The following is a 23,225-nucleotide window of genomic DNA, read 5'->3' on the forward strand; positions in this document are numbered from 1 at the left end:
TTACTCGGTCTAATAGTTGACTCATTTACTCGGGAATAGCATACTCACGCTCATTCCGATCCTCTGCGGTACACGCCATGCGACTGACTACAAAAGGCCGATACGCTGTAACAGCCATGCTTGACCTGGCCTTGCACGCGCAGAACGGGCCAGTGTCTCTGGCCGATATCTCCGAGCGACAGGGCATTTCCCTGTCTTATCTCGAGCAGCTGTTCGCCAAGCTGCGCCGCGGCAACCTGGTTTCCAGTGTCCGTGGTCCTGGTGGCGGTTATCAGCTTTCTCGCGACATGAAAGGTATCCAGGTGGCGCAGGTCGTCGATGCGGTCAATGAGTCGGTCGATGCCACACGCTGTCAGGGATTGGGTGATTGCCACGCTGGCGACACCTGTCTCACTCACCACTTGTGGTGTGACCTGAGCCAGCAGATTCACGAATTTCTAAGCGGTATCAGCTTGGCGGATCTTGTCACTCGCCGTGAGGTACAAGAAGTCGCTCAGCGCCAGGACATGCGCCGTAGCCATTGCAATACGTCGCAACTGGGTAAGATCGAAACGTCCGCCGTTGAATGAACGCAGATGAATGAGCGGTGCGCCTGCCTGATAGGAGAGCTTCAATGAAATTGCCGATTTACCTCGATTACTCCGCGACGACCCCGGTCGATCCGCGCGTCGCGCAGAAAATGATCGAATGCCTGACAGTCGAAGGAAACTTCGGCAACCCGGCTTCGCGCTCCCACGTCTTTGGCTGGAAAGCCGAAGAAGCGGTCGAGAATGCCCGCCGTCAGGTCGCCGACCTGGTCAACGCCGATCCGCGTGAAATCGTCTGGACTTCCGGTGCCACCGAGTCCAACAACCTTGCGATCAAGGGCGTTGCGCACTTCTACGCCAGCAAGGGCAAGCACATCATCACCTCCAAGGTCGAGCACAAGGCTGTCCTGGACACCACACGCCAACTGGAGCGTGAAGGTTTTGAAGTGACGTACATCGAACCGGGCGAAGACGGTCTGATCACGCCTGCCATGATCGAAGCTGCACTGCGTGACGACACCATCGTGGTCTCGATCATGCACGTGAACAACGAGATCGGCACCATCAACGACATCGCCGCGATCGGTGAGCTGACTCGTTCGCGTGGCGTGCTGTTCCACGTTGACGGCGCTCAGTCGACCGGCAAGGTTGAAATCGATCTGGCCAGCCTCAAGGTTGACCTCATGTCGTTCTCTGCCCACAAGACCTACGGTCCCAAAGGTATCGGTGCGCTGTACGTGAGCCGCAAGCCGCGTGTTCGTCTTGAAGCAGCCATGCACGGTGGTGGTCATGAGCGCGGCATGCGTTCCGGCACGCTCGCCACTCACCAGATCGTTGGCATGGGTGAGGCATTCCGTATCGCCAAAGAAGAAATGGCCGCTGAAAACGTGCGCATCAAGGCGTTGAGCGATCGTTTCTACAAGCAGGTCGAGAATCTGGAAGAGCTCTACGTCAACGGCAGTCTGACTGCACGCGTACCGCACAACCTGAACCTGAGCTTCAACTACGTTGAAGGCGAGTCGCTGATCATGGCGCTCAAGGATCTGGCGGTATCGTCCGGTTCGGCCTGTACGTCTGCATCGCTCGAGCCTTCGTATGTATTGCGCGCTCTGGGCCGCAACGACGAACTGGCACACAGCTCGATCCGTTTCACCTTCGGCCGCTTCACCACCGAAGAAGAGATCGATTATGCCGCGCAGAAAGTCTGCGAGGCCGTTACCAAGCTGCGGACACTTTCGCCGCTGTGGGACATGTTCAAAGACGGCGTCGATATCTCCAAGATCGAGTGGGCGGCGCACTAATTTAAAGTCGCCTCCAACACAGGTCGTGGTCAGCATCTGCTGCACGACCTGAAGAGCGGCTCCCTGATGTGAGAGGAATAGAATCATGGCTTACAGCGAAAAGGTCATCGACCACTACGAGAATCCGCGCAACGTCGGCAAGATGAACGCGGAAGACCCAGATGTTGGCACCGGCATGGTCGGCGCTCCGGCATGCGGCGACGTGATGCGTCTGCAGATCAAGGTCAACGAGCAGGGCGTTATCGAAGACGCCAAATTCAAGACCTATGGCTGCGGTTCGGCAATCGCTTCCAGCTCTCTGGCAACCGAGTGGATGAAAGGCAAGACTCTGGACGAAGCAGAGACCATCAAAAACACTCAACTGGCTGAAGAGCTGGCCCTGCCGCCGGTAAAGATTCACTGCTCGGTACTCGCCGAAGACGCCATCAAGGCGGCCGTTCGCGATTACAAGCAGAAGAAAGGTCTGCTGTAAGTAGTCCTTTTTCAGAAACGCGTAAGGAGTTCCGATGGCTATCAGCATGACAGAAGCTGCCGCTAACCACGTACGACGTTCCCTTGAGGGGCGTGGCAAGGGTGATGGCGTTCGTCTGGGTGTTCGCACCACAGGCTGTTCAGGTCTTGCCTATGTGCTCGAGTTCGTCGATGAGGCGGCCAGCGAAGATACCGTCTTCGAAATGCACGGCGTGAAGGTGATTATCGACCCGAAAAGCCTGGTCTATCTCGATGGCACCGAGCTCGACTTCGTTCGGGAAGGGTTGAACGAAGGCTTCAAGTTCAACAACCCCAACTCGCGCGGTGAGTGCGGCTGCGGCGAAAGCTTCAACGTCTGAGGCTTTTATTGTGGGTACTCCCTGTCATTTCGCCCTGTTCGAGCTCAAGCCTGATTTCCAGCTTGATCTTGATCAGTTGGCGACGCGTTATCGCGAATTGGCGCGTGGCGTCCATCCAGACCGTTTTGCCGACGCTTCCGAGCGAGAGCAGCGCACGGCGCTGGAGCGCTCCGCCAGCCTCAACGAAGCCTATCAGACACTCAAGAGCCCGCCGAAAAGGGCACGTTACCTGTTGGCCATGAACGGCAACGAGGTACCGCTCGAGGTCACCGTGCACGATCCGGACTTTCTTCTGCAGCAGATGCAGTGGCGCGAAGAACTCGAGGATCTGCAGGATGAAGCTGATCTCGCCGGGGTCGCGACGTTCAAACGTCGGCTCAAGGTGGCTCAGGATGAACTGAATCAGAGCTTTGCTGCCTGTTGGAATGATGCTGCACAGCGCGAGCACGCCGAAAGGCTGATGCGGCGTATGCAGTTTCTCGACAAGCTTTCTCACGAAGTGCGCCAGTTAGAAGAGCGCCTCGACGATTAACCCCGTGCTGCCCTGGCCGCACGCCCAGTGATTATTCTGAAACGCATGGCCTTACTGCAGATCGCCGAACCCGGCCTCAGTCCTCAACCGCATCAGCGCCGTCTGGCTGTGGGAATCGACTTGGGCACCACCAACTCTCTGGTTGCTGCAGTGCGCAGCGGCCTGTCCGAGCCACTGGCCGACGCAGAAGGTCAGGTTATCCTGCCTTCTGCCGTTCGCTATCACGCCGATCGGGTCGAAGTGGGGCAGTCGGCGAAAGTCGCCGCTTCCCAGGATCCGTTCAACACCGTGCTGTCGGTGAAGCGTCTTATGGGGCGTGGACTGACCGACGTCAAGCAGCTGGGTGAGCAACTGCCTTACCGCTTCGTCGATGGTGAGTCGCATATGCCGTTCATCGAGACTGTCCAGGGGCCGAAAAGCCCGGTGGAAGTCTCTGCCGACATTCTCAAAGTGCTGCGTCAGCGTGCTGAAGAGGCGCTGGGTGGTGAATTGGTCGGTGCGGTCATCACGGTTCCTGCCTATTTCGATGACGCTCAACGTCAGGCCACCAAGGATGCTGCCAGGCTGGCAGGTCTTAACGTGCTGCGCCTGCTCAACGAGCCGACTGCCGCTGCGGTCGCTTATGGTCTGGACCAGAAAGCCGAGGGCGTGGTCGCCATTTATGACCTGGGTGGTGGCACATTCGATATCTCGATTCTGCGGCTGACGGGCGGCGTGTTCGAAGTGCTGGCCACTGGCGGCGACACTGCGCTGGGCGGCGATGATTTCGATCACGCGATTGCCAGCTGGATTGTTGCCGAAGCCGGCCTTTGCGCCGATCTCGCGCCTTCTGCCCAGCGCAGCCTGCTGCAGGCGGCGTGCGCGGCCAAGGAAGCGCTGACCGACGCAGCTGCCGTCGACGTGACCTACGGTGACTGGAAGGCCGTGCTGACTCGCGAAGCGCTGAACGCCATGATCGAGCCAATGGTTGCCCGCAGCCTGAAGGCGTGCCGCCGCGCCGTGCGCGATACCGGCATCGAGCTTGAAGAGGTCGAAGCAGTCGTCATGGTCGGCGGATCGACTCGCGTGCCGCGTGTTCGGGAAGCAGTTGCCGAGCTGTTCAGTCGTCAGCCGTTGACGGAAATCGATCCGGATCAAGTGGTGGCCATCGGGGCTGCGATCCAGGCCGACACTCTGGCCGGCAACAAGCGTGACGGCGGAGAATTGCTGCTGCTCGATGTGATTCCGCTCTCGCTGGGGCTGGAAACCATGGGTGGGCTGATGGAGAAGGTTATTCCGCGCAACACCACGATTCCCGTGGCGCGCGGTCAGGACTTCACCACGTACAAAGATGGCCAGACGGCCATGATGATTCATGTGCTGCAGGGCGAGCGCGAGCTGATCAGCGATTGCCGCTCTCTGGCGCGCTTTGAGCTGCGTGGCATTCCGCCGATGGTGGCGGGTGCGGCGAAGATCCGCGTCACCTTCCAGGTGGACGCTGACGGCCTGCTGAGTGTTTCGGCGCGTGAACTGGGCTCGGGTATCGAGGCGAGCATTCAGGTCAAGCCTTCGTATGGTCTGACCGATGGCGAAATCACCCGCATGCTCAAGGATTCCTTTGCCTACGCCGGTGACGACAAGGTTGCCCGCGTATTGCGTGAGCATCAGGTCGATGCCGAGCGTCTGCTCGAAGCGGTGCAGGGCGCGCTGGATGCCGATGGCGAGCGTCTTCTCGATGAAGAAGAACGTCTGGTCATCAACCTGCAGATGGATGAGCTGCGCGAATTGATGAAGGGCACCGATGGACACGCGATCGAGCAGCAGACCAAGCGTCTGTCGCAAGTGACCGATGCATTTGCTGCCCGCCGCCTGGATTCCACGGTGAAAGCCGCCCTGGCTGGGCGCAACCTGAATGAGATTGAGGAATAACTGATGCCGCAGGTGATTTTTCTGCCCCACGCCGAGCACTGCCCGGACGGGCTGGTTGTAGAAGTTGAACCCGGTATATCCATCCTCGAGCTTGCTCACGAGCATCACATCGAGATCGAAAGCGCCTGTGGCGGCGTGTGCGCCTGCACGACCTGTCACTGCGTCATTCGTCAGGGCTTCAATTCGCTGAATGAAGCCGACGAGCTGGAAGAAGACATGCTCGACAAAGCCTGGGGCCTTGAGGCGCAATCGCGTCTATCCTGTCAGGCAATTGTCGGCACCGAGGACCTGACCGTCGAAATACCCAAATATTCGCTCAATCACGCTGCCGAAGCGCCTCACTGATTCAAGGAACGCTCATGAGTCTCAAATGGGTCGATGTACAGGAAATTGCCATTCAACTGGCTGAAAAGCATCCGGAGATCAATCCGTTGACCGTCAATTTCGTCAAATTGCGTGGTCTGGTCATGGCTCTGCCTGAATTCGATGACATTCCTGATCGTGGCGGCGAGAAGGTCCTCGAAGCGATACAGGGGCTTTGGATCGAGGAGCTCGACTGAGTCTGTAACGCATGTTTTTAGGCAATACCCTCAGAACCCGCGTATAATTCGCGGGTTTAATTTTTCGCTTCAATCACTGTTTCTGGAGTTTCACCATGGCTGTTCAACGTACTTTCTCCATCATCAAGCCTGACGCCGTTGCAAAGAACGTAATCGGCGAGATCACCACTCGTTTCGAAAAAGCCGGTCTGCGCGTTGTTGCTTCCAAGCTGAAGCAACTGTCCAAGGCCGAAGCTGAAGGTTTCTACGCTGAGCACAGCGCTCGTGGTTTCTTCGGCGACCTGGTTGCTTTCATGATCTCCGGTCCGGTTGTCGTTCAGGTTCTGGAAGGCGAAAACGCTATCGCTCTGAACCGTGAGCTGATGGGCGCTACCAACCCTAAGGAAGCTGCTGCCGGCACCATCCGTGCTGACTTCGCTGATTCCATCGACGCCAACGCTGTCCACGGTTCCGATTCCGAAGCAGCCGCTGCTCGTGAAATCTCGTACTTCTTCGCAGCTACCGAGGTAACCGCTCGCTAAGTCTTGCGACTAACGAGTGAAGGGTGAATTCATGATTGCATCGACTGGTAAAACCAACCTGTTGGGTCTGACTCAGCTGGAAATGGAGAAATTCTTCGACTCTATCGGGGAGAAGCGCTTCCGTGCCGGTCAGGTCATGAAGTGGATTCACCACTTTGGTGTCGATGATTTCGACGCTATGACGAACGTCAGCAAGGCCTTGCGCGAAAAGCTCAAGGCCTGTGCCGAAGTTCGTGGTCCTGAAGTTGTCAGCGAGGATATTTCGAGCGATGGCACCCGCAAATGGGTGGTGCGCGTCGAGTCCGGCAGCTGCGTCGAGACCGTCTATATTCCGCAAGGCAAGCGCGGCACGCTGTGCGTGTCTTCCCAGGCGGGCTGTGCCCTGGATTGCAGTTTCTGCTCCACCGGCAAGCAAGGCTTCAACAGCAACCTCACCGCCGCCGAAGTCATCGGTCAGGTGTGGATTGCCAACAAATCCTTTGGCAGTGTCCCGGCTACCGTCGACCGTGCCATCACCAACGTGGTGATGATGGGCATGGGTGAGCCACTGCTGAACTTCGACAATGTCATAGCCGCCATGCATCTGATGATGGACGACCTGGGGTATGGCATTTCCAAGCGCCGGGTGACCCTGTCCACCTCAGGCGTTGTACCGATGATCGATGAGCTGTCCAAGCATATCGATGTATCGCTGGCCCTTTCGCTGCACGCGCCCAATGACGCGCTGCGCAACCAACTGGTGCCGATCAACAAGAAATACCCGCTGAAAATGCTGCTCGAATCCTGCCGTCGTTACATGTCGAACCTGGGCGAAAAACGTGTGCTCACCATCGAGTACACCATGCTCAAGGACATCAATGACAAGGTCGAGCACGCTGTTGAAATGATCGAGTTGCTCAAGGACACGCCTTGCAAGATCAATCTGATTCCTTTCAACCCGTTCCCGCACTCCGGTTACGAGCGTCCGAGCAATAACGCAATTCGTCGTTTCCAGGACCTGTTGCATCAGGCTGGCTATAACGTCACTGTGCGTACCACGCGTGGCGAAGATATCGATGCTGCCTGTGGCCAGTTGGTCGGCCAGGTGATGGACCGCACGCGCCGTAGCGAACGCTACATCGCCGTGCGTGAGTTGAGTGTCGAGGCCGAATCAGTGCCAGGCGCGGCAACCCGAACCTGACTGCCAAACCGAACGCGAAACTGACCAAGAGGGACTTCATGTCTGTGCGCGCCCCGTTGCTGCTGTGTGTTGTCATGTTGCTCGTGGGCTGCGTATCAACCGGCAATGTCAATCCGCTCTCCACTCCTCAGGGACGTGAAGAAGCGCGCAAGGCATACGTTCAGCTCGGAATCGGCTATCTGCAGCAAGGCCAGACCGAGCGCGCCAAGGTACCTCTGAAGAAAGCACTTGAACTGGATGGTTCGGATGCCGGAGCCAACGCGGCACTGGCGTTGGTCTTCCAGGCCGAAATGGAACCGGAACTCGCCGACCAGTACTTTCGCAAGGCGCTGTCGGCGAGCCGCAACGACACACGCATCGTCAACAACTATGGCAGTTTCCTCTACGAGCAGAAGCGCTACAAGGAAGCCTATGAGCGTTTCGAACAGGCTGCCGCCGATAACCTCTACCCTGAGCGTTCGCGGGTTTTCGAAAGCCTGGGCATGACCTCCATCAAGCTGGGCAATCGCGAGCAGGCCCGCGAGCAGTTCACCAAGGCGCTGCGGCTGGACAGCCAGCAACCGCGAGCGTTGCTGGAAATGGCTGAGTTGTCTTACGAAGACGGGCATTATGTGCCGGCGCGTGATTATTACGACCGTTTTAGCCAGCTGAGCGAGCAAAATGCACGTAGTCTATTGCTCGGTACGCGGTTGGCTAAAGTGTATGAAGACCGCAACAAGGCGGCCAGTTTTGGTCTGCAATTAAAAAGACTCTATCCCGGTACGCCGGAATATCAGCAATACCTGTCGGAGCAATGATGAAAGCGGCGCATCCCGAAGTTGTAGCAACCACCCGCGTGAATCCTGGAGAAACCCTGCGCCAGGTTCGCGAGAGCAAAAACTGGTCGCTGCCTGATGTGGCTTTGAGGCTGAATCTGACCGTGACTTCACTGAGTCATCTGGAGAACGGGAACTTTGAAAAGCTGCCTGGGCACACGTTCGCCCGGGGCTATGTGCGTGCCTATGCAAAACTGCTGGAGCTGGATCAGGCCGCGCTGGTCGAGCAGTTCGATCAGTTCACCGGCACTGACGGCAAGGGCAGTCCGGTACATGCACTGGGTCGCATCGAGGAGCCCGTGCGTCTGTCGCACAACATTCTGCGCATCGTCAGCCTGTTGCTGCTGATCGTGCTGATCGGTGGAGGTTTTCTCTGGTGGCAGGACCAGGCCTCGATGCGTGGCAAGGATCTTTCAGGGCTCAACCTTGAGCACGTCGAAGTCGAAAGCGCCGATGGCACTACCCAGATTCACCCGCTGGACGAGCCCGAGGATCAGGCGGTCGTCGAGAACCAGTCAACCGGCGAAACATCACTGCCGTTGAACACCGGTACGCCGTCCACTCAAACCCAGAGCGCTGCGCCTGAAGTCTCGGCTCCTGCCGTTACAGCGCCTGCGCACACGCAAGCACCTGCTACTGCTACGCCACCGGCCGCTTCGGCTCAGGCTCCCGCAGTTGCGCCATCCGTTCCGTCCATGCCGACCGCTCCAGCCGCCGAGCAGATTGCTCCAGTCGTGGCCGGTGCCGGGCAGGTCAACGTGCAGTTCACGGCCGATTGCTGGACTCAGGTAACAGACGGCAACGGGAAGGTGCTGGTCAGCGGACTCAAGCGCAAGGGCGAAAGCCTTGACGTCAACGGCAAGCCGCCGCTGACCCTGCGCCTGGGTTTCGCCCGCGGTGCGCAAGTCAGCTATAACGGTCAGCCTGTAGACGTGGCACCTTTTACCAGCGGCGAGACTGCTCGCCTGAAACTAGGTCAATAAGTCATGCACGGTGAATCCCCAATCAAGCGTCGCGAATCCCGAAAAATATGGGTTGGTTCTGTTCCTGTCGGCGGCGATGCCCCGATTGCAGTGCAGAGCATGACCAACAGTGACACCAATGATGTGGCGGCCACGGTCGCGCAGATCAACCGACTGGAAGCGGCCGGCGTCGACATCGTGCGGGTCTCCGTACCCGACATGGATGCCGCCGAAGCGTTCGGCCGCATCAAGCAGCTGGTGAAAGTGCCGCTGGTGGCCGACATCCATTTCGACTACAGGATTGCATTGCGGGTAGCTGAACTGGGCGTCGATTGCCTGCGCATCAATCCGGGCAACATCGGTCGCGAAGACCGGGTACGTGCCGTGGTCGATGCCGCCCGTGATCGCGGCATCCCGATCCGCATCGGCGTCAACGCCGGTTCCCTGGAAAAAGACCTGCAGAAGAAGTACGGCGAGCCCACACCCGCCGCGCTGGTAGAATCCGCGTTGCGTCACGTGGAGCATCTGGACCGGTTGAATTTCCCGGACTTCAAGGTCAGCGTGAAGGCCTCCGATGTGTTCATGGCCGTTGAAGCCTATCGCCTGCTGGCCAGGCAGATCACCCAGCCGTTGCACCTGGGCATTACCGAAGCCGGTGGATTGCGTTCAGGTACAGTGAAATCGGCCGTCGGCCTAGGTATGCTGCTCGCCGAAGGAATTGGCGATACTATCCGCATCTCGCTGGCCGCTGATCCGGTCGAAGAAGTGAAGGTCGGGTACGACATTCTCAAATCGTTGCGCCTTCGTTCACGTGGTATCAACTTCATCGCCTGCCCGAGTTGCTCGCGGCAGAACTTCGATGTGGTCAAGACCATGAACGAGCTTGAAGGTCGTCTCGAAGATCTGCTGGTGCCGCTGGATGTGGCGGTCATCGGTTGTGTGGTCAACGGTCCTGGTGAAGCCAAGGAGGCGCATATCGGCCTCACGGGCGGTACGCCGAACCTGATCTACATCGATGGCAAGCCTGCGCAGAAGCTGACCAATGACAATCTCGTGGATGAGCTGGAACGCTTGATTCGTGAGAAAGCGGCTGAAAAGGCCGAAGCCGACGCATCGGTCATCGTGCGCGGCTAACCCGTATTGCTAAGGATTTTTTGTGAGTAAGTCTCTGCAAGCCATTCGTGGCATGAACGACATCCTGCCCGAGCAGACGCCTCTGTGGCGTCACTTCGAAGGCACCGTCTCGCGTCTGCTCGATAACTACGGTTATCGGCAGATTCGCATGCCTATCGTCGAATTCACCGACCTGTTCAAGCGCTCCATCGGCGAAGTCACCGACATCGTCGAAAAAGAGATGTACACCTTTGCCGACCGCAACGGTGACTCGCTGACCCTGCGCCCTGAAGGCACGGCGGCCTGCGTGCGCGCAGTGCTCGAGCATGGCATTACGGGTGGCGGGCAGGTTCAGAAACTGTGGTACATCGGGCCGATGTTCCGTCACGAGCGTCCGCAGAAAGGCCGTTATCGCCAGTTTCACCAGATCGGTGTGGAAGTCTTCAATCTTGACGGTCCGGACATCGATGCCGAACTGATCGTCATGACCTGGCGCCTGTGGGGTATGCTGGGTATTCGCAATGCGGTCAAGCTTGAACTTAACAGTCTGGGTACGAGCGAGGCCCGTGCACGTTATCGCGAGGCGTTGGTGGAGTTTCTGTCAGCGCGTCTCGACCAACTGGACGAAGACAGCCAGCGCCGCCTGAAAACCAATCCGTTGCGCGTGCTCGACACCAAGCATCCCGAAACTCAGGCGGTGCTGGTGGATGCACCGAAGCTGGCTGATTATCTCGATGAAGAATCCCGCGTTCACTTCGAAGGCCTGAAGGCCCGTCTGGACGCTGCCGGCATTCCTTATGTGATCAATCCCAAACTGGTGCGCGGGCTGGATTATTACAGCAAGACCGTTTTCGAGTGGGTCACCGATCAACTGGGTGCTCAGGGTACTGTCTGCGCGGGCGGTCGTTACGACGGTCTGGTCGAGCAGATGGGCGGCAAGCCGACAGCGGGTGTCGGCTTTGCGATGGGCATCGAACGCCTGGTTCTGCTGCTGGAAACCCTGGAGCAGATCCCGGAAGAGATTTCCCGCCAGGTCGACGTGTACCTTTGCGCATTCGGCGAAGCTGCCGAACTGGCGGGGCTGACGCTTGCCGAACAGGTCCGCGACCGTCTGCCGAACCTGCGTCTGCAGATCAATGCCGGTGCCGGAAGCTTCAAGAGCCAGTTCAAGAAAGCCGACAAGAGCGGCGCGCTGTATGCTCTGATCCTCGGCGACGAAGAGCTTGCCCGGAAGATCATTGGCGTCAAACCCCTGCGTGGTCAGGGTGAACAACAAAATATTGCCTGGGACGCTCTGTCAGAGCACCTGGCCTCCTGCGTCGTGCAGGGTTGAAGCTGATTAACAGCCGTTTTAGCGAATAGGAGTATTGGGGTGTCGAGTTCTGAAGATGATGAGCTGGCGGGAGTTAAGGACTGGTGGCAGCGCAACGGCAAACCCCTGGTTGCAGGTGGCCTGCTCGCGCTGATCGTGGTTCTGGGCTGGCAGTTCTGGCATAGATATCAGGCTAATCAGTCGCAAGGCGCCTCGATGCTCTACCAGCAGTTGCTCGAAACCGCACTGACGCCAAGTGGCCAGGCAGACACCACGCGTGTCGCCGAGATATCCGGCAAGCTGAAAAGCGAATACGGCGGTACGACTTATGCGCAGTACGGCAGTCTTTTCGTCGCCAAGGTAGCGGTGGATACCGGTAAACTCGACGACGCAGCAGCAGAGCTGAAAGTGGTTGCCGACAAGCCTGCCAACGACACGCTGGGTGAGATTGCCCGTCAGCGTCTGGCGCGCGTACTGGCAGCACAGAACAAGGCTGATGATGCGCTGAAACTGCTGGAAGGCGATGCTGAAAAGTCGTTCCTGGCCAGCCGTGAAGAACTCAAGGGTGACCTGCTGGTTCAACTGGGTCGTACCGACGAGGCACACGCTGCATACCAAAAGGCCAAATCCGCTCTGTCTGAAGAGGCAGCGGTCGGTGGTCTGCAAATGAAGCTCGACGATCTGGCGAAAGGGGATGCGTGACGTGATTCGTTGGAAACATGCAGCATTGCTGGCTCTGGCCATTCTGGCCGCGGGTTGCAGCAGCAACAGCAAGAAAGAACTGCCGCCGGCCGAGCTGACCGACTTCAAAGAAGAAGTGGTCCTGCAGAAGCAGTGGAGCCGCTCCATCGGAGACGGTCAGGGCAAGACTTACAATATGCTGGTTCCGGCCATTGATGGCGATCGCATTTTTGCGGCCGACGTCACGGGCGAAATCGTATCGCTGGACCGCCTGACCGGCGACGTGATCTGGAAGAAGGATCTCGAGCTGCCGGTCTCCGGTGCAGTGGGTGTGGGTTACGGCCTGGTGATGATCGGCACCCTCAAGGGTGAAGTGGTCGCCATGGACGCCACCACCGGCGAAGAAAAATGGCGCGCTCGTGTGAGCAGCGAAGTGCTGGCTCCGCCTGCCACCAATGGCAGCGTTGTCGTGGTTCAGACCCAGGATGACCGCGTGGTCGGCTTCGATGCCTCCACCGGTTCCCAACTCTGGATCTACGAAAGCACGCCTGCGGTGCTGACCCTTCGCGGTACAGGCGCTCCGTTGGCAACCAACCGTCTTGCGGTGGCTGGTCTGTCCACGGGTAAAGTGGTCGCGCTGGACATCACCAACGGCGTACCGATCTGGGAGCAGCGTGTAGCGGTTCCGCAAGGTCGTTCGGAACTGGATCGTGTGGTCGATATCGACGGTGGTCTGCTGCTGTCTGGCGGTACACTGTACGTCGCGACCTACCAGGGTCGTGTTGCCGGTCTGGAACTGGAAAGCGGTCGGGTGCTCTGGCAGCGTGACGCGTCGAGCTACTCGGGCGTTGCCCAGGGCTTCGGCAGTGTTTACGCGACCCTGGCCTCCGGCACCGTCGAAGGTATCGACGAGCGTTCTTCCTCCGCACTGTGGAGCAACGAGTCCCTGGCCCGCCGTCAACTGGGCGCGCCGGAAGTGTATTCCAGCTATATCGCGGTCGGCGACATGGAAGGCTATCTCCACCTGTTGAGCCAGGTAGACGGTCGTTTCGTGGGGCGTCAGCGTATCGACAGCGACGGCCTGCGTGCTCGTCCGCTGGTGGTTGGTGACATGATTTACGTGTATGGCAACAGCGGCAAACTGGAAGCCCTGACCATCAAGTAATGATTGATGAAGCCGGGGGCCTGAGGCCTCTGGCGACCTTGCTCAGGCAAGGCTGCGGTGCCCCAGGGTGCCGCCCCGAACTCCGGCCGCTGCCCTGCAGCGGCTTTTGTATTTTCTGAAATAACGAAGTGGAGAGCCTAATGGTTCCCGTAATCGCCCTGGTGGGTCGACCGAACGTCGGCAAGTCCACCATGTTCAACCGCCTGACCAGGACCCGCGACGCTATTGTCGGCGATCTGTCCGGTCTTACCCGTGATCGCCAATACGGAGAGGCGAAGTGGCAGGGGCGCTCCTACATTCTGATCGACACCGGCGGTATCTCCGGTGACGAGCATGGCATGGACGAAAAGATGGCCGAGCAGTCTCTGCTGGCTATTGAAGAAGCCGATGTGGTGCTGTTTCTGGTAGACGCCCGTGCAGGCTATACCGCTGCCGATCAGATGATTGGCGAGCACCTGCGCAAACGTAACAAGCGTTCCTACGTGGTCGCCAACAAGATCGACAACATCGACGAAAACCTGGCTCGTGCCGAGTTCAGTCCGATGGGGCTGGGCGATGCCATTCCGGTGGCCGGTGCCCACGGTCGCGGCATCTCTCAGATGCTGGAAATCGCCTTGCGCGAATTCCCGCGTGATGAGGACGACCAGGAAGACGCAGAAGTCGAAGAAGTCGCCGAAGGTCAGGAAGCCAAGCGCATTCCAGGCCCCAGCGAGAAAGACGGCATCAAGATCGCGATCATCGGCCGCCCCAACGTCGGCAAGTCGACGCTGGTCAACCGCATGCTCGGTGAAGACCGGGTTATCGTCTATGACGAGCCAGGCACCACCCGTGACAGCATCTACATTCCCTTCGAGCGTAACGAAGAGAAGTACACGCTGATCGACACCGCCGGTGTGCGCAAGCGCGGTAAGATCCACGAGGAAGTCGAGAAGTTCTCGGTGGTCAAGACGCTGCAGGCCATCAAGGATGCCAATGTGGTGATCTTCGTGATGGACGCCCGCGAGGGTGTCGTCGATCACGACCTCAACCTGCTGGGCTTTGCGCTGGAAGCCGGTCGCGCACTGGTCATCGCACTGAACAAGTGGGACGGCATGACACCGGGCGAGCGTGATTACGTCAAGGTCGAACTGGAACGTCGCCTGTTCTTCGTCGACTTCGCGGACATTCACTTCATTTCGGCCTTGCACGGCACGGGCGTGGGCAACCTGTATCAGTCGGTACAGAACTCGTTCAAGTCTGCCGTGACCCGTTGGCCGACCAGCCGCCTGACCCAGATTCTCGAAGACGCCGTCAGCGAGCACGCGCCGCCCATGGTCGGCAGCCGCCGCATCAAGCTGCGCTACGCTCACCTGGGCGGTGCCAATCCGCCGTTGATCGTCATTCACGGCAATCAGGTCGAGAAGGTGCCCAAGTCCTACGTACGCTACCTGGAAAATACCTATCGCCGTGTGCTCAAGCTGGTCGGTACGCCGATCCGTATCGAGTTCAAGGGCGGTGAGAACCCGTACGAAGGCAACAAGAACACGCTGACTGACCGTCAGGTCAACAAGAAGCGTCGGATGATGTCGCACCACAAGAAAGCCGACAAGAAGCGCCGCGACAAGCGCTGAATCGTCTGTAGGAAATGTACGAAAAAGGCACCTCTGGTGCCTTTTTTTATGCGCGCTCCATGGGCTATCCTGCCTGACCCGTGCCGCCTTGGTGCCGGGGGATTGCAGGGAAAGGGCTCCATGATCGACAGCAAGCTGCCTAATGTGGGCACCACCATCTTCACCGTCATGTCACAGTTGGCTGCCGAAACCGGCGCCATCAACCTGTCTCAGGGCTTTCCCGATTTTGATGGCCCGCAGGCGCTGCGCGATGCGGTGTGCCGTCACGTCATGCAGGGCCACAATCAGTATTCACCGATGACCGGTCTGCCCGCGCTTCGTCAACAGGTCGCGGCCAAGATCGCCCGCAGCTATGGGCGCACGGTCAGCCCTGATACTGAAATCACTATCACGCCTGGCGCGACCCAGGGTATTTTCTGCGCGATCCAGACGGTCATCCGCCCCGGCGACGAAGTGATTATTTTCGATCCGTGCTACGACAGCTACGAGCCTGCGGTCGAGCTGGCGGGCGGTCGCTGCGTTCATGTGCAACTGGGGCTGGATGATTTTTCCATCGACTGGCAGAAGCTCACCGACGCGCTCAGCCCGCGCACGCGCATGATCGTCATCAATAGCCCGCACAACCCGAGCGGTGCGTTGATCAGTCGCGCCGAGCTGGATCGGCTGGCGGCGCTGATTGCGGAGCGCGATATCTATCTGCTCAGCGACGAGGTGTACGAGCATCTGGTTTTTGGCGGCCAGCGACACGTTAGCGTGCTGGACCATGAGGCGCTGTATCAGCGAGCGTTTGTCGTGAGCTCGTTCGGCAAGACCTATCACGTCACCGGCTGGAAAACCGGTTATGTGGTCGCACCGCCTGCGTTGACCGCCGAGATGCGCAAGGTTCATCAGTACGTAAGTTTTTGCGGCGTGACCCCGCTGCAATTCGCGCTGGCCGACTTCATGGCTGCGCACCCAGAGCATGTCGATGAACTGCCGGCGTTTTATCAGGCCAAGCGCGACTATTTCTGCGATCAACTCAAGGGTTCACGCTTCGCCTTCAAGCCGGTCGGCGGTACCTATTTTCAATTGGTGGACTATTCGCAGATTCGCCCTGACCTCAATGACGTCGACATGGCGCTGTGGATGACCCGCGAGCATGGCGTTGCGAGCATCCCTATCTCTGTGTTCTATCAGAGTCCGCCGCAAGGCCAGCGACTGATCCGCCTGTGCTTCGCCAAGCAAGAGGAGACGCTGCGTCTGGCAGCGGAAAAACTATGCGCGATCTGAGCCAGCTGCCGAACCTGAACCTTGCCTTGATCCAGACCACTCTGGTCTGGCATGACCGTGATGCCAATCTCCAGCACTTTGAATCGCTGCTGAGCCAGACGCAGGGTGCCGATCTGGTGATCCTGCCGGAGATGTTCACCACCGGCTTCTCGATGGAGTCCGAAGCGCTTGCGGAGGCCGAGGGCGGACCGACATCGGAGTGGTTGTTGCAGCAAGCCAGGCGCATCAATGCAGTGATCACCGGCAGTGTGATCATTCGTGCAGCCGATGGCAGTCATCGCAACCGTCTGTTGTGGGCGCGCCCCGATGGCGAATTGCTGTATTACGACAAGCGTCACCTGTTCCGCATGGCTGGGGAGCATGAGCATTACACGTCCGGGGAGCGTCAGGTGAGGTTCGAACTCAAGGGCTGGCGCATTCGTCCGCTGATTTGCTACGACCTTCGTTTCCCCGTGTGGAGCCGCGACGCTCAGGACACCGATTTGCTGCTGTATACCGCCAACTGGCCGGGCGCCAGACGTTTGCACTGGAACCGGCTGTTGCCTGCCAGGGCGATCGAAAACCTGTGCTATGTGGCGGCAGTGAATCGGGTCGGAACCGACGGCAAGGGCTTCGCATACACAGGCGACAGTCAGGTCCTGGATTTCCAGGGTGAAAACCTGCTGAGCGCTGGCGAGGCCGATGGGGTGTTCCATGCGGCCCTCAGCGCTGCCGATCTTCAGGCCTATCGCACGCGTTTCCCGGCAGGATTGGACGCTGACTCATTTATTATCAATTAAATGCTTCAGAATGTTACGAGTCTGCCGATACCGTTCGCAGACAATCAGGAGATCGCCATGGTTACCATCAATACGTCCACGTTGACCGCTTACTCGAGCTCGCTGTCTTTAACAGTGAAGAATCAGGAGGCGCAGAAGGCTACAGCTACAGCTACTGCCACCACGGACGATGATAAAAAGACCACGGAAGTGAATCCGGAAAGTGCCAAAGCAACTGGCGCATCCGACGGCGGCAGCGTCGGCGGATCAAGCAAAAGTGTGCTCGATGAAACCAAAGAAAAGATAAAAGAACAGATCAAGCTGGCTCAGAAGCAACTGGCTCAACAGCAGGCTCAACTGGCTTCTGTCGAGGCCAGCCAAGGCACACCTGAAGAGAAGGCCATGAAGGCAATGGCGATTCAGACGCAGATCATGGCGACCAGCGCCAACCTGCAGACTCTTCAAGGTGCGTTGTTGCAGCTTGAGACTGAGGGTGGCGTGAAAACCACTGCCTGAAGCGAGTTTCGCGGACGACTCCACGAAACATATAAAAAAGCCTCCCTTTCTCTACGAGAGGGAGGCTTTTTCAGTTCAGCGCTACAGCACTTATTCGTTCACATTCATGAACTTCTTCGCCCACTCGACGTAGTCCTCAGGCTGGGTGTAAGTGTGGGTCAGCTCGGTCGCGCTCATGTTTGAAGTGCTGCCCAGAATCTGGCGCTGCTCGCGCAGGCAGTCATAAGTCGCTTTTATTGCCGCAAAGTACGCAGCGTGTCCATGCACGCAGACACGCACGCCCATCTCTGCCAGGCGGTCATTGTCGTGCAGCTCAGGGTTGCCATAGGTGACCAGCATCAGCGGCACGGTCAGGCCTTCGGAAATCTGCGCGAGGTGATCAAAGTCACGGATGCCGACGATGGTGATGCCATCGGCGCCTGCGCTCTGGTACTGCTGCACACGGCTGATGGCTTCCTGAACCGGAATGATCGCTGCGTTGGTGCGGGCGAAGATCGACATTTCAGGATCGACCCGTGCTTCCAGGGCAGCGCGAATCTTGCCCACACCTTCTGCTGTGGAAATCAGGTCTGTCGATTTGCGGCCAAACTGCGCGGGCAGAAGGGTGTCTTCGATGGTCAGGGCCGAGATACCGGCGCGTTCCAGCTCAGTGACCGTGCGCATGACGTTCAGGGCGTTGCCGTAACCATGGTCTGCGTCTGCAATGACGGGAAGCTGTGCGACACGGCCGATGCGCGTGGCCTGCTCGACGAACTCGCTGAGCGTGATCAGGGCGAAATCAGGCGCTGCCAGTACTTGCAGCGAAGCGACCGAGCCGCCAAGGATGCCGACTTCAAAGCCCAGGTCAGCGGCGATGCGCGCAGACATCGGGTCGAATACCGAAGCGGTGTGAAAGCAGGATTTTGACGAGGTCAGCTCACGAAAGCTGCGGCGCAGGTCTTGATGGGAAGCCTTGGGCATAATCGCTCCAAATGTGATTGGATCAGCTCGGCGTTGACGACGCCAAAGCTGTTTTCAATGCACGGAAGGTCTGCCCGTGCATTTTTTTCGTCGGGGAAACAATGCAATAGTCGTCTTGTTTTTTATAGGAAGGTGGAGCGGGCAGGTCAATTGAGACGGGCATCTTCAGCCTATGAATGGCTGTTCGATTCAGGCCGGTCCAAGCCAAGGGCAGCATGCTACCACAGCGTCAATAAAAAAGATTATGCCGAAACGGACAGGGTCATGCGCTAAATGCAATAGCCCTTGAGGGCGCGTGGCAGAGTCGGGGAGGGATTGTCGAACCGAAATGGCAGCGGATCAGTATCCGCTGCCACATTCATTCACTCAGGCCGCTTTGGCTTGTGCCTGGCTCAGTGAGCGGTTCAGTGCGCTGAACAATGCGCGGAAGCTGGCGGTAGTGATGTTTTCATCGATGCCCACGCCGTGGACGGCCTTGTCACCATTCACACGCAACTCAATGTAGGCAGCGGCCCTGGCTGTGGTGCCGGAACCGATGGCGTGCTCGTTGTAGTCCATGATCTCGACGGAGATCGGCAGACCGGCCACCAGCGCTTCCAGAGCACCTTTGCCCTTGCCGCGCCAGTGCTGGGTTTCGCCATCGACGTGTACTTCGGCATCGACCGAACTGTTGCCGTTCTCTTCCTGCAGCTTGTGGCTGATCAGCGCGTAAGGCGTGTTGGCCTGCAGGTATTCACGGCGCAGCAACGAGTGAATCTGCTCGGCAGTCATCTCAAGGCCAAGACGGTCGGTTTCACCCTGAACCACCTGGCTGAACTCGATCTGCATACGGCGCGGCAAGGAAATCCCATATTCCTGTTCCAGCAGGTAGGTGATGCCACCCTTGCCCGACTGGCTGTTGACGCGAATCACGGCTTCGTAGCTGCGCCCGATATCGGCCGGGTCGATCGGCAGGTAGGGCACTTCCCACAGCTCGCCTTCCTTCTGCTGAGTGAAGCCCTTGCGGATGGCATCCTGGTGCGAGCCGGAGAATGCGGTATGAACCAGGTCGCCCACGTATGGGTGACGCGGGTGAACCGGAATCTGGTTGCACTCTTCGACGACCTTGCGCACGCCGTCGATGTCCGAGAAGTCCAGCTCAGGGTTGATGCCCTGGGTGTAGAGGTTCAAGGCCACGGTCACCAGATCGACGTTACCGGTACGCTCGCCGTTACCGAACAGGCAGCCTTCTACACGGTCCGCGCCCGCCATCAGGCCCAGCTCGGTGGCCGCGACGCCGGTGCCACGGTCGTTGTGGGTGTGCAGGCTGATCAGCACGCTGTCACGGCGCGTGATGTGGCGACCGAACCACTCGATCTGGTCGGCGTAAATGTTGGGTGTAGCCACTTCAACGGTTGCAGGCAGGTTCAGGATCACCTTGTTCTGCGGCGTCGGGTTCCAGACTTCGATCACGGCGTCACAGACTTCCTTGGCGAACTCCAGCTCGGTGGCGCTGAAGGTTTCCGGCGAGTACTGGAAGGTCCACTGGGTTTCAGGTTGTTCGGCGGCGTATTTGACGAACAGCTTGGCAGCGTTGACTGCGATGTCCTTCACGCCAGCCTTGTCCTGATTGAACACGATGCGGCGGAACGACGGGCAGGTCGCGTTATACAAGTGAACAATGGCTTTCTTGGCACCGCGCAGCGATTCGAACGTGCGGGCGATCAGGTCTTCACGCGCCTGGGTCAGCACCTGAATGGTGGTGTCGTCCGGGATGTGACCGTCTTCGATCAGGGTGCGCACGAAGTCGAAATCAGTCTGCGAGGCCGACGGGAACGAGGCTTCGATTTCCTTGACGCCGACGCTGACCAACGTCTTCCAGAAGCGCAGCTTCTTGGCAGCATCCATAGGCTCGATCAGCGACTGGTTACCGTCGCGCAGGTCGGAACTGCACCAGATCGGCGCCGCAGTGATGGTCTTGGAAGGCCAGGTGCGGTCAGGCAGATCAATGGTCGGAAACGCGCGGTACTTGTTCGAGGGATCTTTGAGCATGGTCATGTAAATAGTCCTTTGTACTTATAGGCCGGAAAGAAGCGGCCACCGTTATCGCTAACTATGGTCGAGGCACTGCAATCCAGCCCGGCAGTCGTGCACTGACCAGGCTGAGGCACCGATGTTGGCGCAACAGGAATAGGGTTTGAGAGGTGTTCATGAGGCCAACCGTAACCATTGAGGTGAACGATGGCAAGCACTTGAAAATAATTGGGATAAATTCTTGTTATTTTTGATTTTTGGCTTTTTTATCGCACAATTGTTGCGTTTTTGTCAGGGTAATTGTTCATGATCCCTGATGTGCGCAAGATGATGTTTGGCGATACTCGGTTCGGTGCGTCCCGCTCGTGTCCATTCGCGAGCAAGCTCGCGAAGGCTGCCTGAAGCGCAGCACGGATCATCAAGGCTGAAACGCGCCAATGAAGATCGCAGGATCGACGCGTGCATCGTTCAGGCTGACGTTCCAGTGCATGTGCGGGCCCGTCGCGCGGCCGGTTGCGCCTACTTCGCCAACGACGCCGCCACGCGGTACGAGGTCGCCCTGTTTCACATTGATCTTCGACATGTGGCAGAACATGCTGATAAAGCCCTGACCGTGATCGACGAACACGGTATTGCCGTTGAAGAAATAATCGCCAATCAGGATGACCTTGCCGGCTGCCGGGGATTTGATCGGTGTGCCCGCAGGCACCGCGAAGTCCAGGCCGGCGTGCGGGTTGCGTTCTTCTCCATTGAAGAAGCGGCGAACCCCGAACTTGCTGGATAGCGGACCGTTGACCGGCTTGTCGAGAATCAGGTTGCTCGGCGTGCCGGGGCTGAAGCTGCGGTAGGCGCGTATCTGTTCGGCCAGTTCGCCTTCGATGCGTTTGTTGTCTTCAGGGTTCGGATTGACCTGACGCTTGTTCTTCAGGGTAATGCGCTGCTCCGGGTACTTTTTGGTGCCGACAGTGAAACTCAGCGAGCGGCCGCCCGAAGCGATCTGTTCTGTACCCGGTTTGACAGTCAGTGGAATGCCGACAATCGCCAGCCAGCGAGTGCCTTGCTCCTTGACCACCAACACCCGCTTGCCCTGATAGGTCGCGGTTGGTGCCTGTGCGCCAGTGCCCAGATCGATGACGGCGACGCCGCCTGGAACGGGCTTGTTCAGTGCACGGGTGATGAAGCTGTCGGCCTGAACAGGCAGGCACAGCAGCAGAGCGAACAGCGGGGCGATAAAACGTAGCATCAGGCAGTCAGTCCAGAAGGGAAAGGGTCACGGGCGTCAGGTGATTGTCTTCGACCCGTACTTGCAGCTCGCCTTCACCCAGCTTCGCAGTCAGGCGTTGGCCGGTGCGGGTTTGTGCGGCATCGCGGATCGCGTGGCCCCGTTCGTCGAGCAGAATGCTGTAGCCGCGACCCAGAGTGGCGAGCGGGCTGACGACGTTGAGGGTCTGGACCTGACTTTGCAGGTGCAGTTTGCGGGCTTTGATCTGTTCTCGAATGGCGCGCGGCAAGCGCTCGGCCAGCACATCCAGGCGCTGGCGCAGGAACGCCAGTGTGCGTCCCGGATGCTGGGCGGCAAGGCGGCTTTCCATATGGGCCAGACGAACCTGACGCTTGTGCATGCTTTGCTCGAAAGCGCGGCGCATGCGCATGTCCAGGTCATCGAGACGCTGGGATTGCTGACGCAGCCGTTCGCCGGGATGACGCAGGCGTCGGGAGATCCCGTCGAGGCGCAGGCGCTCGCGCATCAGACGATCCTGCATACGGCTGATCAGCCGGCGGTGCAGATTGTCGACGCGGCGGTGCAGGTCGCTGGAATCGGGAGCCAGCAGTTCGGCGGCGGCTGACGGGGTTGGCGCACGCACATCGGCCACGAAGTCACTGATCGACACGTCGGTCTCATGCCCGACCGCGCTGACGATAGGTGTCACGCAGGCATCAATGGCGCGGGCCACGGCTTCTTCGTTGAAGCACCACAGGTCTTCCAGCGATCCGCCACCACGGGCGAGGATCAGCGCGTCGAAGCCTCGGGAGTCGGCCAGTTTGAGGGCACGGACGATCTGATTGATCGCTTCGCGGCCTTGAACGGCGGTCGGAATCAGGGTCAGTTCGACACGCGGTGCGCGGCGGCGGAACACGCTGATGATGTCGCGGATCACTGCGCCGGTCGGCGAGCTGATGATGCCGATACGCTGTGGATGCAAGGGCAGGGCGACCTTGCGTTCGGCGCTGAACAGGCCTTCGTCGCTGAGCCTGGCTTTCAGCGCATCGAACGCCAGACGCAACGCGCCATCACCGGCAGGCTCAACGGTGTCGAGGATCAACTGATAGTCGCCACGACCTTCGAACAGCGACACCTTGCCGCGTACCTTGACCTGCAACCCATCCTTGAGTGCCTGGCGCACCCGCGCCGCACTCTGGCGAAACAGCGCGCAACGCACCTGAGCGCCTGAGTCCTTCAGGGTGAAGTACACATGGCCCGAGGCTGGGCGCGAGAGGTTGGATATCTCGCCCTCGACCCAGATGCTGCTGAACACATCCTCCAGCAACACCCGCGCGCGGCCGTTGAGCTGGCTGACAGTAAGGACTTCCCGGTCGAGGCCGAGTCTTGCGAATGGGTCTTTGATCATGTCGGGCATCATAAAGGCAATGTCGGCTGAGCGCACGAGGTCTGCGTTCGCTCAATAAGGTG

At 58.8% G+C, this 23,225-nt stretch carries 24 protein-coding genes; 20 read left to right on the plus strand and 4 right to left on the minus strand.

From position 1 onward, the window contains the following. Nucleotides 1-77: 77 nt before the first annotated feature. From iscR to JTJ32_RS00585, 20 genes are all read left to right on the plus strand, one after another. Nucleotides 78-569 (plus strand): Fe-S cluster assembly transcriptional regulator IscR, encoded by a 492-nt coding sequence (gene iscR, locus JTJ32_RS00490; RefSeq protein WP_004878734.1) that lies wholly within the window; start codon nucleotides 78-80, stop codon nucleotides 567-569. Nucleotides 570-613: 44 nt separating this feature from the next. Continuing rightward, nucleotides 614-1,828 carry an IscS subfamily cysteine desulfurase gene (locus tag JTJ32_RS00495; protein WP_099229616.1) on the plus strand — a complete coding sequence of 405 codons (1,215 nt, stop codon included), beginning with the start codon at nucleotides 614-616 and terminating at the stop codon, nucleotides 1,826-1,828. 85 nt (nucleotides 1,829-1,913) lie between these two features. Then, nucleotides 1,914-2,300 carry a Fe-S cluster assembly scaffold IscU gene (iscU, locus tag JTJ32_RS00500; protein WP_002552476.1) on the plus strand — a complete coding sequence of 129 codons (387 nt, stop codon included), beginning with the start codon at nucleotides 1,914-1,916 and terminating at the stop codon, nucleotides 2,298-2,300. Nucleotides 2,301-2,334: 34 nt separating this feature from the next. Continuing rightward, nucleotides 2,335-2,658 carry an iron-sulfur cluster assembly protein IscA gene (gene iscA, locus JTJ32_RS00505; RefSeq protein WP_003365093.1) on the plus strand — a complete coding sequence of 108 codons (324 nt, stop codon included), beginning with the start codon at nucleotides 2,335-2,337 and terminating at the stop codon, nucleotides 2,656-2,658. A 10-nt stretch (nucleotides 2,659-2,668) separates the two neighbouring features. Beyond that, nucleotides 2,669-3,190, plus strand: coding sequence for a co-chaperone HscB (gene hscB, locus JTJ32_RS00510; RefSeq protein WP_004878740.1), 522 nt, complete (start codon nucleotides 2,669-2,671; stop codon nucleotides 3,188-3,190). Between the two features lie 45 nt (nucleotides 3,191-3,235). Further along, on the plus strand, nucleotides 3,236-5,098 hold the full coding sequence (hscA, locus tag JTJ32_RS00515; RefSeq protein ID WP_210040378.1) for a Fe-S protein assembly chaperone HscA: 1,863 nt from the start codon (nucleotides 3,236-3,238) through the stop codon (nucleotides 5,096-5,098). A 3-nt stretch (nucleotides 5,099-5,101) separates the two neighbouring features. Next, the gene (fdx, locus tag JTJ32_RS00520) at nucleotides 5,102-5,443 is read left to right on the plus strand and encodes an ISC system 2Fe-2S type ferredoxin (protein WP_099229617.1); all 342 of its coding nucleotides are present in this window, start codon (nucleotides 5,102-5,104) and stop codon (nucleotides 5,441-5,443) included. A 14-nt stretch (nucleotides 5,444-5,457) separates the two neighbouring features. After that, nucleotides 5,458-5,658 (plus strand): Fe-S cluster assembly protein IscX, encoded by a 201-nt coding sequence (iscX, locus tag JTJ32_RS00525; RefSeq protein ID WP_099229618.1) that lies wholly within the window; start codon nucleotides 5,458-5,460, stop codon nucleotides 5,656-5,658. Nucleotides 5,659-5,753: 95 nt separating this feature from the next. After that, a complete protein-coding gene (gene ndk, locus JTJ32_RS00530) occupies nucleotides 5,754-6,179 on the plus strand; it encodes a nucleoside-diphosphate kinase (protein WP_002552482.1) in 426 nt (141 codons plus the stop codon). A gap of 31 nt (nucleotides 6,180-6,210) precedes the next feature. Next, nucleotides 6,211-7,359, plus strand: a complete 1,149-nt coding sequence (gene rlmN, locus JTJ32_RS00535) for a dual-specificity RNA methyltransferase RlmN (protein ID WP_099230046.1) — start codon at nucleotides 6,211-6,213, stop codon at nucleotides 7,357-7,359. A gap of 38 nt (nucleotides 7,360-7,397) precedes the next feature. Then, a complete protein-coding gene (gene pilW / locus JTJ32_RS00540) occupies nucleotides 7,398-8,156 on the plus strand; it encodes a type IV pilus biogenesis/stability protein PilW (RefSeq protein ID WP_099229619.1) in 759 nt (252 codons plus the stop codon). Further along, a complete protein-coding gene (locus JTJ32_RS00545; RefSeq protein WP_184318800.1) occupies nucleotides 8,156-9,157 on the plus strand; it encodes a RodZ domain-containing protein in 1,002 nt (333 codons plus the stop codon). The genes pilW and JTJ32_RS00545 overlap by 1 nt, the downstream gene beginning before the upstream one ends. A gap of 3 nt (nucleotides 9,158-9,160) precedes the next feature. After that, nucleotides 9,161-10,270 (plus strand): flavodoxin-dependent (E)-4-hydroxy-3-methylbut-2-enyl-diphosphate synthase, encoded by a 1,110-nt coding sequence (ispG, locus tag JTJ32_RS00550; protein WP_099229621.1) that lies wholly within the window; start codon nucleotides 9,161-9,163, stop codon nucleotides 10,268-10,270. A 22-nt stretch (nucleotides 10,271-10,292) separates the two neighbouring features. After that, on the plus strand, nucleotides 10,293-11,582 hold the full coding sequence (gene hisS, locus JTJ32_RS00555) for a histidine--tRNA ligase (protein ID WP_099229622.1): 1,290 nt from the start codon (nucleotides 10,293-10,295) through the stop codon (nucleotides 11,580-11,582). 39 nt (nucleotides 11,583-11,621) lie between these two features. Then, nucleotides 11,622-12,263 carry a tetratricopeptide repeat protein gene (locus JTJ32_RS00560; RefSeq protein WP_099229623.1) on the plus strand — a complete coding sequence of 214 codons (642 nt, stop codon included), beginning with the start codon at nucleotides 11,622-11,624 and terminating at the stop codon, nucleotides 12,261-12,263. After that, complete coding sequence (bamB, locus tag JTJ32_RS00565; protein WP_099229624.1) at nucleotides 12,256-13,407, plus strand: outer membrane protein assembly factor BamB; 1,152 nt, start codon at nucleotides 12,256-12,258, stop codon at nucleotides 13,405-13,407. Before JTJ32_RS00560 ends, bamB begins: the two co-directional genes overlap by 8 nt. Nucleotides 13,408-13,547: 140 nt before the next feature. After that, nucleotides 13,548-15,017: a ribosome biogenesis GTPase Der gene (gene der, locus JTJ32_RS00570; RefSeq protein ID WP_004878760.1), complete on the plus strand. Its 1,470-nt coding sequence runs from the start codon at nucleotides 13,548-13,550 to the stop codon at nucleotides 15,015-15,017. Between the two features lie 120 nt (nucleotides 15,018-15,137). Continuing rightward, nucleotides 15,138-16,286: a pyridoxal phosphate-dependent aminotransferase gene (locus JTJ32_RS00575; RefSeq protein WP_210040380.1), complete on the plus strand. Its 1,149-nt coding sequence runs from the start codon at nucleotides 15,138-15,140 to the stop codon at nucleotides 16,284-16,286. After that, a complete protein-coding gene (locus JTJ32_RS00580) occupies nucleotides 16,274-17,065 on the plus strand; it encodes an amidohydrolase (protein ID WP_210040382.1) in 792 nt (263 codons plus the stop codon). The genes JTJ32_RS00575 and JTJ32_RS00580 overlap by 13 nt, the downstream gene beginning before the upstream one ends. A gap of 57 nt (nucleotides 17,066-17,122) precedes the next feature. Continuing rightward, nucleotides 17,123-17,560, plus strand: coding sequence for a hypothetical protein (locus tag JTJ32_RS00585; RefSeq protein ID WP_184318808.1), 438 nt, complete (start codon nucleotides 17,123-17,125; stop codon nucleotides 17,558-17,560). 90 nt (nucleotides 17,561-17,650) lie between these two features. Here the strand turns inward: JTJ32_RS00585 and JTJ32_RS00590 are convergent, their stop codons facing one another. The 4 genes from JTJ32_RS00590 to xseA form a co-directional block, all read right to left on the minus strand. Then, the gene (locus JTJ32_RS00590) at nucleotides 17,651-18,520 is read right to left on the minus strand and encodes an isocitrate lyase/PEP mutase family protein (protein WP_083182860.1); all 870 of its coding nucleotides are present in this window, start codon (nucleotides 18,518-18,520) and stop codon (nucleotides 17,651-17,653) included. Nucleotides 18,521-18,886: 366 nt separating this feature from the next. After that, the gene (gene leuA / locus JTJ32_RS00595) at nucleotides 18,887-20,557 is read right to left on the minus strand and encodes a 2-isopropylmalate synthase (RefSeq protein ID WP_099229627.1); all 1,671 of its coding nucleotides are present in this window, start codon (nucleotides 20,555-20,557) and stop codon (nucleotides 18,887-18,889) included. A 394-nt stretch (nucleotides 20,558-20,951) separates the two neighbouring features. After that, nucleotides 20,952-21,776, minus strand: coding sequence for a peptidoglycan DD-metalloendopeptidase family protein (locus tag JTJ32_RS00600; RefSeq protein WP_099229628.1), 825 nt, complete (start codon nucleotides 21,774-21,776; stop codon nucleotides 20,952-20,954). A gap of 7 nt (nucleotides 21,777-21,783) precedes the next feature. Further along, the gene (xseA, locus tag JTJ32_RS00605; protein WP_210040384.1) at nucleotides 21,784-23,163 is read right to left on the minus strand and encodes an exodeoxyribonuclease VII large subunit; all 1,380 of its coding nucleotides are present in this window, start codon (nucleotides 23,161-23,163) and stop codon (nucleotides 21,784-21,786) included. Nucleotides 23,164-23,225 lie beyond the last annotated feature (62 nt).

Origin of the sequence: Pseudomonas alliivorans, from assembly GCF_017826695.1 — a bacterium.
Classification (GTDB): Bacteria; Pseudomonadota; Gammaproteobacteria; order Pseudomonadales; family Pseudomonadaceae; genus Aquipseudomonas; species Aquipseudomonas alliivorans.